This is a genomic window from Mariprofundus sp. KV, from assembly GCF_013387475.1.
Taxonomy (GTDB): domain Bacteria; phylum Pseudomonadota; class Zetaproteobacteria; order Mariprofundales; family Mariprofundaceae; genus Mariprofundus.
Map to the genome: position 1 here is coordinate 125,340 of NZ_VWNB01000003.1, position 13,899 is coordinate 139,238.

The following is a 13,899-nucleotide window of genomic DNA, read 5'->3' on the forward strand; positions in this document are numbered from 1 at the left end:
TCGTTTCTACCGAGTGAGGTAAGTCATGGCCTTTGATAAAATCAGTGTGCCGGAAAACGGCGAAAAAATATCTATGGGAGCTGACGGCATTTTGAGTGTGCCGGATCAGCCGATTGTCACCTTTATTGAGGGTGATGGCACCGGTCGTGATATCTGGCGGGCATCACAACGTGTTCTGGATGCGGCCGTTGCAAAGGCATATGCAGGCACGCGCAAGATCGCCTGGATGGAGGTGTTTGCCGGAGAGAAGGCCTGGCATATGTACGGCCAGTCCGATGAGGCATGGCTGCCGCAGGAGACGCTGGATGCGTTCACTGAGTACCTGATTGGTATCAAAGGGCCTTTGACCACACCTGTCGGTGGCGGTATCAGCTCACTGAATGTGGCGCTGCGTCAGAAGCTTGATCTCTATACCTGCCTGCGCCCTGTAAAGTATTTTGAAGGTGTGCCTTCACCTGTAAAACGCCCTGAAGATGTTGACATGGTGATCTTCCGTGAAAACTCTGAGGATATCTATGCAGGTATCGAGTGGGCGGCCGGCTCTGATGAGGTGAAGAAGCTGCTCACCTTCCTGCACAATGAGATGGGTGTGAGCAAAATCCGTTTTCCTGAAAGTAGCGGTATCGGTGTGAAACCGGTGTCACAGGAGGGTACAGCTCGTCTGGTGCGTGCGGCTATCCGGTATGCCATTGATAACGGGCGTGATTCGGTGACGCTGGTGCATAAAGGCAACATCATGAAATTTACTGAAGGAGCCTTCCGTAACTGGGGATATGCTGTAGCCAAAGAGGAGTTCGGCGCGGTTGAGATTGATGGCGGCCCTTGGTGCCAGTTACCAAATGGCATCATCATCAAGGATGCTATTGCTGATATTGCACTGCAGCAGGTGCTGACCCGTGCCACCGAGTTTGATGTGATCGCTACGCTTAATCTTAATGGTGACTATCTCTCTGATGCACTGGCGGCACAGGTGGGTGGCATCGGTATCGCACCGGGTGCAAATATCAACTACACAACTGGCCATGCCATCTTTGAGGCAACCCACGGTACCGCCCCTAAATATGCCGACAAGGATATGGTCAACCCCTCATCAGTGCTGCTATCCGGTGAGATGATGTTACGCTACATGGGGTGGGCAGAAGCCGCTGACCTGATTCTCGATGGTATCAACGGTGCAATCGCGGCTAAAACCGTGACCTATGATTTCCATCGTCAGATGGAGGGGGCAACAAAACTCTCCACCTCCGCATTCGGTGATGCCGTGATCTCTCATATGGGACGTGGTGCAGAAACGGCTAATCCAGAGGACCAGTACGATGAACTGGCCGAGCGCTTTAAAGAGCTGTTTGAGGCGGGGGCTGAGAAGAGTAGTGAGTACGCCCAGATTGCTATGGAGAAGGCACGTAAGCAGCTGACCGCAGCTGGTGCATTCAGCGAAGAGCAGGGTAAAAATCTCAAGCAGTTTCTCGAACGTGATTTTGCTCAGGTGGCTGATGTGATGCGAAGTGAGGCGAAAGAGAAGCTCAATCCATCGCGTGTTGGTGCAGGCGCTCTGGCGTCACTGTCGGCTTTGCTGAATATGGCAGGCAGTGCACTCTCATCTATTGCCGAGCGCACCCAGAAGGCGATCAGTTGCCGCTCCGGTGAGATTACCAGTGCCGGTACATTAACCTGCCGTGCCTGCGGTAATGAGCTGCACTTCAAGAAGACCGGGCGTGTGCCGCCATGTCCGAAATGTCATGCGACCGAGTTTACCAAGAGCTATTGAGTTCTTTCTGTTCACCACGAAGTTCACGAAGTAGACAGAGAAAAGATGGTATAAAAACAGAGAAGGCCGGATCAACGATCCGGCCTTCTCTCTTATCAGATAAAACTTAGTGGTGAATGATCAGAAGCGGAAGAATGCACCTGCATAGGGGCCGCTGAAGGTGGTGTTGACGTACATACTGTTGGTGTCGATCTTCAGCTTCAGCTGGCGATAGCCTGCATAGATGCCGAGCGTTGGTAGTGGCGAAAATTCGATCTGGGCATCGGCATCAAGGATGCTGTTACCCGAATAACCGAGATAGCCGACGCGGCCGGTAACACCGATAAAATCAGCCAGCGCAACACGGGCACGTAGTCCCACGGTAGGAATGGGAACAGTCGCACTCTTGTTGGATGTGGCACCGGCACTGGTGATTGAGGTTTTTGCTGTGATGGTTTTTACAGCCGTCTCAATGCCCAGCTGAAAACGGGAGGGCAGATCATCCATGTTAACGATGTAATAGGTATAACCGAAGTCGAGCATGTCGGCTTTGAAATCACTGCTGACGGTGGTTCCTGCTGTATAGGTTGTGCCACCATAGGTGATGTTGCGATTAAGCACGCTGCTGCCGCTAAAGGTCATCGGAACGAATGCTGCTGAGATGGCTGCATCGCCCAGGTTCACTATGATCTCACCGGTGGGCTGCTGACTATTTTTCAGTGCCAGGTCGGTTTCCATATCAACGCGGGTACCGACATTGTTAACCGTTGAGGCAAACTGGCCGGATGGGGATAGCATCATATAGCCGACCTTTACTGCAATGGTCTCATCTGCACAGGCAAGGCCTGCAAAGCCAAACATCATGGCTGAGAGAGCAGCCGATATCTTCAGTTTCATAATAAAACACTCCAATCAAGAGATATGAATTTTTGTACGTAAATCCCAGACAAGCAATACTTCAGTGGCCGGTCAGCAAGAGATGTGATCTGCTTCACGATGGAGCTTTGGATAAGCCCCTTTATCTCAGGATTCCAGCTTCTAAGCGTTAGCCATAAAAGGATGTGACGGCTACAATCCTGCCATGTTTTTAGGGGTTGATACAGGTGGCACCTTCACCGATTTTGTTCTGTTTGACCGCTCGGGTCTGCGTTTCCATAAGGAGCTGTCCACACCGGATGATCCATCACGGGCTATTGAGCAGGGGATTGCCGCGCTAGGGTTAGATGCTGCTGAGCTACACCTGATTCATGGCTCAACGGTAGCCACCAATGCGATCCTTGAACGCAAGGGGGTCAAAACCCTGTTGATCACCAATCGGGGGCTGGAGGATCTCCTCACCATAGGCAGACAGACACGAACTGAACTCTATGCGTTGACACCTGCATCGCGTATGCCATGGCTATCGCGATGTGACACGCTTGGCTTATCAGGCCATCTGAATTGTGAGGGGTTGGAGATCGAAGCGGTTCAACCACAGGAGCTTGCAGGGCTTGCGGATCTTATTAAACAGGGCGACTACAGGTCGGTTGCTGTCTGCCAGCTCTTCTCATTTCTCAATGCCAGTCATGAGCAGCAGATCGCTGCTGTTTTGCCGGATGATCTGTATGTATCCCTCTCGCATCAGGTGCTTTCAGAGTACAGAGAGTATGAGCGGAGTGCGACTACATTCCTAAACGCCTATGTCGGGCCACTGGTGCAGCGTTACCTCAGGCGCATCAGAGACACACTGCGGCCAAAACATCTGTTTGTGATGCACTCAGCCGGTGGCGTTATGGATGCTGAAGCTGCCGGTGCACAGGCGGTGAAACTGGCGCTCTCAGGTCCTGCAGGTGGTCTGGTGGCTGCAGAAGCGGTTGGCAGAGAGCTTGGCGAGCCTAACCTTCTTACCTTTGATATGGGTGGCACCAGCACTGATGTGGCGCTGATTCAGGGGAAAGCTGCGAAAACAACCGCATCTTCTATTGCCGGTATGCCGATTGCACTACCGATGCTGGATATTCACACCATTGGCGCAGGAGGTGGTTCACTGGCCTGGATCGATGTGGCGGGCCTGCCACAGGTTGGGCCTGAGTCGGCCGGAGCAAGGCCCGGCCCTGTCTGTTACGGAGCAGGTGGAGTGACACCGGCTGTGACGGATGCCAATCTGGTGCTTGGTCGTATTCCCTCGGATGCGCTGCTGGCAGGTTGTATGCCGCTTGATCGTGCAGCTGCTGTGGCTGCTTTTGAACAGTACGGAAAACAGCTGGGTCTCAGTGCTGAAGAGGCCGCCGATGCGGTGGTTGAAATTGCCGAAGAGCATATGGCCGGAGCCCTGCGCGTGGTATCTGTTGAGCGCGGGCACAACCCGGATGATTTTTCACTACTCTGTTTTGGAGGTGCCGGTGGTCTGCATGCCTGTTCGCTGGCCGAAAAACTGGGCATGCACCGGGTCATTGTGCCTCTGGCCAGTGGTGCCTTTTCTGCACTGGGTATGCTGGCCGGGCGTCAGCAGAGTGATTACTCAAGAAGCAGGCGCATTGCTGTGGGTGATGGCGATGCGATGGCACAGCTATCAGCCATATTTAGTGAGCTGGAGCAGGAGGCTGCAGATGGCATGGCAGGCTTGAATCTCTCCAGTGAACGTGCTGTTGATATGCGCTATATGGGGCAGGGGTTCCATCTTACGATTCCGTTTGAATCGAAGATTGCCTCGATGGTAAAGGCGTTTGAGGCTGAGCACCTGCGCTCATATGGCCATATTCTTGAGCGTCCGATTGAGATGATGACAGTGCGATTAACCGCATTTGTTGAACGACCGGCGCTGAGCTTTCCGCAGTTGCCAGCCTGTGATGAGCCTGTTGCGCCCTCGGCGTTCTCACCGGTCTACGGAGCCGGTGAGGTGGGGCATCTGCAACGCTCTGAACTCAGACCGGGCTGTATTTCACATGGCCCGCTTCTGATTGTAGAGGAGACCTCAACGTTGTGGTTGCCTCAGGGGTGGAGTATGCAGCTCTCTGTTCAGGGGCATCTGCTGTTGGAGAGAAACAGTGAATGTTAATGCGGTAGAGATCAGCCTCTTCGCACACCGGCTTGCCGCGATCTGTGAGGAGATGGGGGCGGTGCTTAAGCGCAGTGCGATCTCGCCTAATATACGTGATCGCGAGGACTTCTCCTGTGCTCTGTTTGATGAGAAAGGGGAGTTAATAGCCCAGGCAGCACACATTCCTGTTCATCTGGGTTCAATGGCATTTGCTATGGTTGATGTCATTCCTCTTTTTCAGTGGCAAGCCGGGGATGTGGTGGTGTTTAATGACCCCTATCTTGGCGGTACCCATCTTCCCGACATTACCGTTGTCACACCGCTGTTTATAGCCGGTGAACTTGTCGCATTCTCTGCAGCACGTGCCCACCACGCAGATATCGGCGGCAGGTCACCAGGTTCGATGGGGGTAGAGACCCGGCTGCAGGATGAAGGCTTGATTATCTCTCCCCGCTACTGGTTTGAAGCGGGGGTCGAAAACCCTGAGTTGCTACGCCTGTTTTATGAGCAGGTTAGAGCGCCTGCCGAACGTATGGGAGATCTCGCTGCACAGAAGGCAGCCGCTTTGGTGGCTGTTGCTCGCCTGAACGCGTTTCAGCCCGATAAGTTGAGAGAGATGTTTGCAGCACTTATTGCGGTATCCGAAGGTTATGGGCGTAGTGCCGTGGCTTCTATTCCGGATGGCAATTACAGCTTTGAAGACAGTCTGGAGGATGATGGCTGCGGCTCATCCGCGCTGACCATTCGGATCACTGTATCGATCAGAGGTGAAGCTGCTATTGTCGATTTTAACGGCACGGCGATGCAGGCCAGAGGGCCGGTCAACTGCCCGCTGGCCGTCACTGCAGCAAGTATCTTTTATGTCTTCCGCTGCCTGATGCCTGAGCATACACCGCAGACTGCAGCACTGTTTCATCCCATCACAATTCGTGCGCCAAAAGGGTCTCTGGTCAATGCCGAGAGAGGCGCACCGGTGGCTGCCGGTAATGTGGAGACAAGCCAGCGCATTGTTGATGTACTGCTGGGGGCTTTGGCCAAAGCGATTCCTGATCGTATCCCTGCCGCAGCGCAGGGCACGATGAACAACGTGATTTTCGGTGGCCAAAGCAGTGGTGAGGAGTGGGTCTATTACGAAACGCTGGCCGGAGGCATGGGCGCCTTTGCTGGAGGTGATGGGCTCTCGGCAGTTCAGTGCCATATGACCAATACCAAAAACTCATCGATTGAGGTGCTGGAGATGCACTATCCACTGCGCATCTCCGCCTACGCCGTGCGTGAAGGTTCCGGGGGAGCGGGGGCTTTTCGCGGTGGTGATGGTCTGGTGCGCGAATGGTGTGTGCTTGAGGATTGTCAGCTCTCTCTGCTGACTGAACGAAGGCGCTCCCGTCCCTATGGGCTGGCCGGTGGTGAAGCGGGCAGCTCTGGTGTGAACAGTTTGTGGCGAAATGGTCAGTGGCGAAGTTTACCTGCCAAGGGCAGCTTTGCGCTTAAACGCGGTGATCGTATACGCATTGAGACGCCGGGCGGTGGCGGATTTGGAGAGAAGAAGGGTGATAGATGAAAATTCTCGGTATTGAGACATCGTGTGACGAGACTGCGGTAGCCATTTATGACGGTGACCCAGCCACCGGCAGAGGTGAGCTTCTGGCTGAGCAGGTGGCCTCACAGATTGAGACGCATGCGCGTTTTGGTGGTGTGGTGCCGGAGGTGGCATCACGCGAACATCTTGTTGCGCTGCCAGCGATGGTGACCTCAATACTGGCTGAGACTGAATTGAGCTGGAATCAGATTGACCATATCGCCGTCACCTCTGGCCCCGGCCTGATGGGGGCACTTCTGGTTGGCACCTCCTATGCCAGAGCTGCAGGACTGGTGCACAATATTCCTGTTGCACCTGTTCACCATATGGAGGGGCATCTGCTGGCACCGGGATTGGCCGGGCTGTTGCCCGAGTTTCCGTTTATTACGCTGCTTGTCTCCGGTGGTCATACGCAACTGGTGCGGGTAGACCGCATCGGCTCTTACCGTGTGATTGGTCAGACTCTGGATGATGCTGCGGGTGAGTGTTTCGATAAATCAGCACGGCTGATGGGGCTTCCCTATCCGGGAGGACCGGAGATCGCCATGCTGGCCAAGGGAGGGGACGCCAAACGCTTTAAGCTGCCGCGCCCGATGCTCAATAAAGATAATCTCGATTTCAGCTTTTCCGGGTTGAAGACAGCCGTGATGTATGCTGTGAAAAATGCCGGTGGTATCGACGCATTTGATCAACAGATGATGAAAGATATGGCCGCTGCCATTGAAGCCTCGGTCAGTGAGGTGCTGGTCAAAAAGAGTATCCGCGCCTGTATTAGAGAGGATGCGCCAAGACTTGTGATTGCCGGTGGCGTAGCAGCTAATCATACACTCAGGCATACACTGTTTAATCTGGCAGAAAAAAAAGGGGTAGAGGTACATCTCCCGCACCCCAAACACTGTACCGATAACGCCGCCATGATCGCCTATGCCGGTTTTCAGCATCTCTGTGCCGGTATCAGCGCTCCTGATGAGTGGGATGCCACACCGCGCTGGCCTTTGACTGCCTAGAGCTGAAAAGCTTCAGGGGTCTTGCCTCGGCATACATCTGCATAGGCTTTTCTGTTTGGTTCATCTGTTATCCAGTTCTGTCGTCTGATAAACATGCCTGTTTTGCATGCCTCAACCAGCTTATCATCGACAATGTAGGCATAGAAGAGCTCCCTGTAGAGGCGTGGTCGCTCATGCAGTGAGAGCGCTCTGAGAATAAGCGGGCGCATCTCGGCAATCTGTCTCTGTTTGCCTGGCAGGTGAACCATTTCCGCAATTGAGAACTCTACAATATAGGGGAAGAGTTGATCGTTATTGGCCAGTACAGATGCAATCGCACCTTTCTGTGGAGCTTTGTAGTCCATATGTACCCATTGGCCAAATTTATGCCACGCCGCTGTTGTCTGGATTGCTCCTGATACAAGGAAAGCAAAGACAATGAAGGTTACTGCCAGAAACCACGTTTTTTTGATCTGAAAAGAGTGCGTTTGTATGAGCGGTTTAGAGACTATACCGAGCATCAGTGCGAATAAAGTAAGGGGGAAGGGTTCTGTTAAGGATATGTTGAAGTGCCCTTGAATCCATAGCACAACAACTGATGCAAGAGCAGGCCAGCGTAGCGCATCGAGTTTGAAACGGTATAACCAGAGTAGGCGAAGTATAAACAGGGATAGTGCCACCCAGAGCAGAAAGCCTGCAATGCCGTATTCAGCCATCAGGTGCAGCAGAATATGATGTGCACTTGCTGTATCACCTATTCCATGGGCATCAGGTGTGCTCTCCAGCGCTTTTGACTGGGCTGTAAGATAGTGCGCCTTAAACTGAGATGGGCCGACTCCTAGCATTGGCGATGATTTCCACACCTCCCATGCACTTCTCCACAGCGTCACTCTCTCTGCAAGACCATCTTCTGCACTTTTCTCAAATTGATGCTGAATACCACCAATTTGTGGTTGATTAAATTGAGCCAGTGCATCTCCTGCACTCCAGGCAATGAATCCCGCGATTAGGATAGCTACAGTCTTCTTAAAACACTTCCTTCTAAGCAATTCAAACATGACCCATGCTAAAAGGAACATCTGTGCAAGCCATGCACCACGGGCCATTGAGCTGAAGATAAATATCCAGAAAAAGAGGATGATCAGCAACCATCCCCATTGAGATCGGCTGGAGCAATTCAGCCAGAACCAGACAGCGATAGACCATGCGCAAACAATAACGATGGCCAGCACATTACCATTGGCGAACGGGCCATTCATCTTGTTTTGAATGGCATCTGTTGTCAGAGCCCAGCCATAAAAATGTAACGCTTCACTGCCATTTAAACCAACCCACACATAGAGCGCGAGAGATATGATGATGGCAACTGATACCATGAAGGTTTTATACACTGTTTTAAGTTCATGATGGGGTAGCAGGCTTGCATACAAATAGATCGCTGCCAGGGCGAAGCTGAACAGAAGCAGATCAGAGCCGATTAGAAATGGGGTGGAGAGCAGGAAAAAAAAGATGGCAACCAACGGCGCAGGGAGATCGTACTTTTTTTCAGCCAATAAAAACAGGATTAAACCTGCGAGTGAAATGGCCGGAACACTGTACGGTGGTACAACGTTCGGATTGATCAGGTAGGGCGCAAAAAGCGGTGATAAAAAAAGTGCAAAAAGGGATATGCGAGTTGTGAACCTGGTGTTCTGTATCATTAGCTCAATGGCAGGGTCGGTTAATATTTTGCCCACGAAGCGAGATCATTTGCAGCCGTGGCGGCCGGGATATCTGCAGATACCAGTGTGCCGGTTTTATCCGTCTTTTTAAATTCAGAATAGTCGTTCTCAATAGCAAGAATCTGGTCGCCGCCTGGATGATAGGCCCCGAAATTGGCATATTGTCTGGTTCCATCAACATTCACTACGATCTGCACAGCCGGAGTCAGTGATCTGATTTCAAACAGTTCAGTTGAGCCGTTGTTCAGCGTGACGTTTTTTGAGATGACACCATTTGCATCTTTATCGGAGGGGACGACTGCAACATACTCCTGATGGTCTGAATAAAAGCTGTGTTCAAACAGGGAGAGGTTGCGAATATCACTGGCTGCAGAGGCGTAATAACTTTTGACGCGATAACTTTGATAGGAGGGGATGGCAACAGCTAAAAGTATGCCAACAATTGCCACTGCGATCATCAGCTCAATCAGGGTAAAACCTTTCTCATTCACAATGCTGACTCCTTTAGCTCTCTTATACGTCGTTGGATCTGGCCATGGTAAGCTGCAGGCATCGTGGTAAGCAAGTAGTGTAAAAAGCTGATGCTTGCCTCCACCCCCTGCTGTTGAGTAAGCATGCGGCTTGCCAAACCTATGGCTACTGGAGGCACACCCGGACGTTTGGTGGCCATTTCCATGAAATAGAAGGCCTGCTCACTGTCTTTCAGGCTATCATAGGCAATAAAACCGGCCAGAAACGGAAGTTCCCAGTCCCAGCTTCGGGCTTCTGCTCCTTTTGCCAATATTGCAATTGCATCCTGTGCACCGTGCTCTGAGTAGGCCAGCAGGCCGCTTGAAAGGCGATAGGTGTCCATAAACAGAGGGTCGATATCACTGGTGCGTTGAAGATATGACGCCAGCTGCTGCCAGGCATGCTGTTTTTCAGACTCCGGTAGTTTGTAGATGATCTGATCATAGATTGTGAATACAGCCAGGATATTATAATCGGCGACCATGCCGACAAACGGGCCAGCAACAATCTGTTGTGCCACACTTGGCAGAGGTCCGCTTTGGACAACCGTAGATAATATGGCACTGCTATCACTGACCAGCATGCGACTTGCCCCATAGGAGATCGTTGCAAGCAGAAGCAGAGACCAAAGCATCCGTTGCATCAAAGATCTCGGCGCGAGAATATGATGAGTGCCAGTACAAACATCATCAAGGCATAGCTGAAATGCTCTGTGAAGTGCAGGAGAATATCTGTGCTGTTGATGTTGACGCCATGTGCTAAAGCTACGGCGATATCACCCCCGTTGAGTTGAGGGAAGATATAACCAATGCTATTGGTCAGTGATGAAATCAGTGGTGGAACATGTTGCATCACCTCCTGATTCTGCAGGGCATGGATAATGGGAGGCAGTGTCCAGCTAAGAAAGATGGCAGCGATAGAGAAGACCAGCATCTCTGCCAAACCGGTAGCCCAGACGCAGATCATGATCACCATGGCCAGCAGGCTGATGTGCTGAACGAAGCTTAATATAGCCAGCGTGAAACCCTGCCCCTGAGTGATGCCGTGGCGGTAGATCTCGGTCGTTTCGGCAAGAGTCAGGGCAATCAGTAGCTCTCCTGCAATCATGGTAACGACCATCAACATCAGCATACAGAAGGTGAGGCCTGCGAAACGACCAGTGAGGTAAGCATGTCTGGATACCGGAGGCATGAGAAACTGATAACAGCTCTTCTGGCCGATATCTCTGCCCATCAATGTTACGGCAACAAACAGGATATAGCTGGTGATCAGCAGGCGTGTTGCGGCAGCAAACACATCGATTCTTACTTTGCCAATATCGAATATAAAAATATTGGAGAAAACCAGTGCAATAATCGGGGTAACTAGGATCGCCACAGCAAAAAACTGAAAGATGCGCATGCGGATGATCTCTAAAATTGTGATGCGGGTGATTTCAATGGTCGTAGTCATGGGTGGCTCAGTTTTTCCAGTTGATCTTCAACAAAGGAGATCTCATCCATGGAGTGCTCCTGAATAGCCATGTCTCTCTTAAGCTTGCCGTTAGAGAGGATGAGAATGCGATCACAAAGCCTGACCAGATCAGGTACGATATGGCTGCAGACAAAGATGCCGGCACCCTGTTGATGTCGCAGCTTCAAGAGCTTGAGCAGCTGTTTGCGCCCGACCGCATCAAGGCCGGACATCGGTTCATCCAGCAGTAGCCAGGAGGGTTCTCCTGCCAGCGCAAAGGCAAGGGCTGTACGCTGACGCATACCTTTGGAGTAGCTGCCTATTCTTCTGTTCCAGGCCGTTGATTTCAGACCAATCTCTTCAAGTGTGGATTCAGCCAGAAGTGCGGAGGCTCCCTTAATTCGCAGGGCGTGGCGTGTTATCTGTAGTGCAGTAAGACTATCGGGAAGATGCGTCAGATCCGGCATATAACCGATGCTTGATGGGTGGGGCAGAGTGGCAGTGCCTGAATCAGGGGAGATAAGTCCCAGCATCGATTTGAACAGGGAGCTTTTTCCGGCACCGTTAACACCAAGTAGTCCGGTGATCTGGCTTGCTTTTAGGGTGAGGTCGATACCATCCAGTACAGTATCTCGTTGATACCTTTTGGTCAGATGTTGAATGTGCCACGCTTGATTCATGCTGCCACCTTAGCAAAAAAAGGGCGGCTGAAAAGCCGCCCTTTTTATATACATTAATCTGAACTACTAGTTGCAAGCACCTACAGCGGCCAGCGCGGAACCTGCTGTTCCGGCTTCTGCCACTGCAGTAGGCGCATCCTGATTGGCTGTGTAGCACTCATCACCACCGGTATGTTTGGTTCTGATCACATAGCTGTTACCGCCACCGGTAGAACCACCGGTTACGCCGGATGAGAGGTTCCAAGTTGTTGAGGTTGCACCTGAAGCGTTATCCAGTGTGGCTGAGCCAGTGAACAGGCCTTCTGCCTGAGGGTATGCATTTTCGTCAGTGAAAAAGGCTTCAAAAATGGTTACACCTGTACGGGTATCAGAAGCTGATGCTGTGTTGAATGCTTTGGTACGATAGCTGGCGAACTGCGGAATTGCGATAGCTGCCAGAATACCGATGATGGCAACCACGATCATCAGCTCGATCAGTGTGAAACCCTTCTCTTTTTTAATCAAATTCATCATTGGATTGTTCTCCCTTATATTAAGTTACTGCCATCCTTGGCAATGTGTATCTCCCTAGTCGCAAGCATGATGCCAATTAGAATGGCTCTATATCAAGCTTTTTCTTAGCCTTGTGACAAAAAATGTCAGTAAGTTGTGTCAAAAGAGGGCGCTTGCATAACCTGATGATAGCACAATATTCGCATATAGGTATTTTATTTAGAGGCGGTGTGTGCATAGTGTTAGGGATACGCTGAAACATTCAGGGTATCCTTAGCTCATGGAGATATATTGTGGCTGTTAGACTGTTTAAACTCAGGGATGTGCCCGATGATGAAGCGGAGGATGTGCGCCTGCTGCTGGGTGAGCATGATATATCCTTTTATGAGACCCATGCCGGCGGTTTTGGCATTGGTACTCCCGCCATCTGGCTGCATGATGATGAGAAGCTGGATCAGGCCAGGCTTTTGATTGATGGTTATCAGAGCAGGCGCCACGCCGAGAAGCGGGCTGAATATGAGCGGTTGAGGGCAGAAGGGGGGCAGGTGACCTTCTTTGATCGTTTCAGGCAGCATCCTGTTATGGTGATCGTTCTTCTGCTTTTCTCGCTGTTTATTCTCTATGTCAGCCTTAGTCCATTCCTGAGTTTCGGAAATAACTGACTATTTTAGGGGATGCTTATTTGTTGGCTCCTGCCAAAAATAAGCTCGCAATAACACCATTCATCAGGATAGTGGAATGGGACGGCGAAAAGCCGCCATGCATTGGTGCGAGGCATGGATGCCGAACATCAAAAGCGTGGTTTTATTGTTGCATACAAATCATCCACTTCCGTTTCTGATTTGGCAGCCCATCCGTGGACTGCAAGGAAATCCTGAGTAAATCAGCATTTCCTTAGCAGAGTCTACGCTTTCACATGCTACGCTTATCTCCTACACTAAGCTTATGAGAACCCTCTGCTTTCTACTTGCTATTTTTCTGTTTCTGCCAGCCGTAACTGCTGAAGCGTTAAGTGATAAAGAGCGCACGACCCATATTCTCAACAGGGTCGATGATCTCTGGCGTGGTGACTCATCCTATGCCGTGGTGACGATGCGTGTGAAAACAGAGCATTACACCCGCACGATGCGTATGGAGGGGTGGTCCAAGGGCAAGGAGAAGACACTCTTTCGCGTACTTGAGCCGCTGCGTGAAAAGGGGGCGATGACGTTGAAATCAGAGAATCACATCTACAGCTACCTGCCCAAGACCGATCGCACGATTCGTTTGACCAGCGGTATGATGATGGGCTCATGGATGGGCAGCCATCTCACCAATGATGATCTCGTTAAAGAGGCGCGACTGGAGGAGGATTATGAGGCTTCCATCAGTTTTGAAGGTGTGCGGGACGGGCTTGATATTATCGAGTTCACACTCACACCCAAACCGGATGCACCGGTGGTATGGGGGAAACTGCTGCTGACGATTCTTGCCGATGGTTATGCGCCGCTGCTGGAGCGCTATTTCGATGAGGATATGGCGCTGGCCCGCACATTTACCTTTACCGATATGAAATTGCTCAGTGGTAAGATGCGACCAGCTCTGTTACGCGTTGTACCAGCTGATAAACCCGATGAGTACACTGAGTTTATCTACGAACAGCTTGAACTTAATATCGAAGTCAGTGATGCAATGTTCACCAAAGCAAGTCTGAAACGGCGATGATCTTTACCT

The 13,899-nt window shown here is 51.4% G+C and carries 13 protein-coding genes; 6 read left to right on the plus strand and 7 right to left on the minus strand.

The genetic code is table 11. The annotated features are described in order from the left end of the window. Positions 1-25: 25 nt before the first annotated feature. A complete protein-coding gene (gene icd, locus F3F93_RS03420; protein ID WP_176957767.1) occupies positions 26-1,768 on the plus strand; it encodes an NADP-dependent isocitrate dehydrogenase in 1,743 nt (580 codons plus the stop codon). Positions 1,769-1,888: 120 nt separating this feature from the next. Here the strand turns inward: icd and F3F93_RS03425 are convergent, their stop codons facing one another. Then, the gene (locus F3F93_RS03425; RefSeq protein ID WP_176957768.1) at positions 1,889-2,644 is read right to left on the minus strand and encodes a hypothetical protein; all 756 of its coding nucleotides are present in this window, start codon (positions 2,642-2,644) and stop codon (positions 1,889-1,891) included. 184 nt (positions 2,645-2,828) lie between these two features. On the opposite strand from F3F93_RS03425, the gene F3F93_RS03430 reads away from it, so the two are divergent. Genes F3F93_RS03430 through tsaD form a run of 3 tightly spaced genes read left to right on the plus strand, consistent with a single transcriptional unit; the run spans position 2,829 to position 7,352 of the window. Beyond that, complete coding sequence (locus F3F93_RS03430) at positions 2,829-4,784, plus strand: hydantoinase/oxoprolinase family protein (protein WP_176957769.1); 1,956 nt, start codon at positions 2,829-2,831, stop codon at positions 4,782-4,784. Beyond that, on the plus strand, positions 4,774-6,327 hold the full coding sequence (locus F3F93_RS03435; protein WP_176957770.1) for a hydantoinase B/oxoprolinase family protein: 1,554 nt from the start codon (positions 4,774-4,776) through the stop codon (positions 6,325-6,327). The genes F3F93_RS03430 and F3F93_RS03435 overlap by 11 nt, the downstream gene beginning before the upstream one ends. After that, on the plus strand, positions 6,324-7,352 hold the full coding sequence (gene tsaD / locus F3F93_RS03440) for a tRNA (adenosine(37)-N6)-threonylcarbamoyltransferase complex transferase subunit TsaD (protein WP_176957771.1): 1,029 nt from the start codon (positions 6,324-6,326) through the stop codon (positions 7,350-7,352). The genes F3F93_RS03435 and tsaD overlap by 4 nt, the downstream gene beginning before the upstream one ends. On the opposite strand, the gene F3F93_RS03445 is transcribed toward tsaD, so the two are convergent. The 6 genes from F3F93_RS03445 to F3F93_RS12575 form a co-directional block, all read right to left on the minus strand. Then, positions 7,349-8,884 carry an O-antigen ligase family protein gene (locus tag F3F93_RS03445; RefSeq protein ID WP_176957772.1) on the minus strand — a complete coding sequence of 512 codons (1,536 nt, stop codon included), beginning with the start codon at positions 8,882-8,884 and terminating at the stop codon, positions 7,349-7,351. The genes tsaD and F3F93_RS03445 overlap by 4 nt on opposite strands. A gap of 167 nt (positions 8,885-9,051) precedes the next feature. After that, the gene (locus F3F93_RS12570) at positions 9,052-9,543 is read right to left on the minus strand and encodes a prepilin-type N-terminal cleavage/methylation domain-containing protein (protein WP_347239180.1); all 492 of its coding nucleotides are present in this window, start codon (positions 9,541-9,543) and stop codon (positions 9,052-9,054) included. Beyond that, the gene (locus F3F93_RS03455; RefSeq protein WP_176957773.1) at positions 9,540-10,205 is read right to left on the minus strand and encodes a hypothetical protein; all 666 of its coding nucleotides are present in this window, start codon (positions 10,203-10,205) and stop codon (positions 9,540-9,542) included. The genes F3F93_RS12570 and F3F93_RS03455 overlap by 4 nt, the downstream gene beginning before the upstream one ends. Next, positions 10,205-11,014, minus strand: coding sequence for a hypothetical protein (locus F3F93_RS03460; RefSeq protein ID WP_176957774.1), 810 nt, complete (start codon positions 11,012-11,014; stop codon positions 10,205-10,207). Before F3F93_RS03460 ends, F3F93_RS03455 begins: the two co-directional genes overlap by 1 nt. Beyond that, positions 11,011-11,694, minus strand: a complete 684-nt coding sequence (locus tag F3F93_RS03465) for an ABC transporter ATP-binding protein (protein WP_176957775.1) — start codon at positions 11,692-11,694, stop codon at positions 11,011-11,013. The genes F3F93_RS03460 and F3F93_RS03465 overlap by 4 nt, the downstream gene beginning before the upstream one ends. A 66-nt stretch (positions 11,695-11,760) precedes the next feature. Then, complete coding sequence (locus F3F93_RS12575; RefSeq protein WP_206675369.1) at positions 11,761-12,204, minus strand: prepilin-type N-terminal cleavage/methylation domain-containing protein; 444 nt, start codon at positions 12,202-12,204, stop codon at positions 11,761-11,763. Positions 12,205-12,479: 275 nt separating this feature from the next. On the opposite strand from F3F93_RS12575, the gene F3F93_RS03475 reads away from it, so the two are divergent. Together F3F93_RS03475 and F3F93_RS03480 are read left to right on the plus strand one after the other, a co-directional pair. Further along, on the plus strand, positions 12,480-12,848 hold the full coding sequence (locus F3F93_RS03475; protein ID WP_176957776.1) for a DUF6164 family protein: 369 nt from the start codon (positions 12,480-12,482) through the stop codon (positions 12,846-12,848). 283 nt (positions 12,849-13,131) lie between these two features. Beyond that, positions 13,132-13,890 (plus strand): outer membrane lipoprotein-sorting protein, encoded by a 759-nt coding sequence (locus F3F93_RS03480; RefSeq protein WP_176957777.1) that lies wholly within the window; start codon positions 13,132-13,134, stop codon positions 13,888-13,890. The last annotated feature ends 9 nt before the right edge of the window (positions 13,891-13,899 follow it).

Bases quoted from the DNA above. Each gene is read 5' to 3' on its own strand.
- icd (WP_176957767.1), top strand. From the start codon at position 26: ATGGCCTTTGATAAAATCAGTGTGCCGGAAAACGGCGAAAAAATATCT.
- F3F93_RS03425 (WP_176957768.1), bottom strand. From the start codon at position 2,644: ATGAAACTGAAGATATCGGCTGCTCTCTCAGCCATGATGTTTGGCTTT.
- F3F93_RS03430 (WP_176957769.1), top strand. From the start codon at position 2,829: ATGTTTTTAGGGGTTGATACAGGTGGCACCTTCACCGATTTTGTTCTG.
- tsaD (WP_176957771.1), top strand. From the start codon at position 6,324: ATGAAAATTCTCGGTATTGAGACATCGTGTGACGAGACTGCGGTAGCC.
- F3F93_RS03455 (WP_176957773.1), bottom strand. From the start codon at position 10,205: ATGCAACGGATGCTTTGGTCTCTGCTTCTGCTTGCAACGATCTCCTAT.
- F3F93_RS03460 (WP_176957774.1), bottom strand. From the start codon at position 11,014: ATGACTACGACCATTGAAATCACCCGCATCACAATTTTAGAGATCATC.
- F3F93_RS03465 (WP_176957775.1), bottom strand. From the start codon at position 11,694: ATGAATCAAGCGTGGCACATTCAACATCTGACCAAAAGGTATCAACGA.
- F3F93_RS12575 (WP_206675369.1), bottom strand. From the start codon at position 12,204: ATGAATTTGATTAAAAAAGAGAAGGGTTTCACACTGATCGAGCTGATG.
- F3F93_RS03480 (WP_176957777.1), top strand. From the start codon at position 13,132: ATGAGAACCCTCTGCTTTCTACTTGCTATTTTTCTGTTTCTGCCAGCC.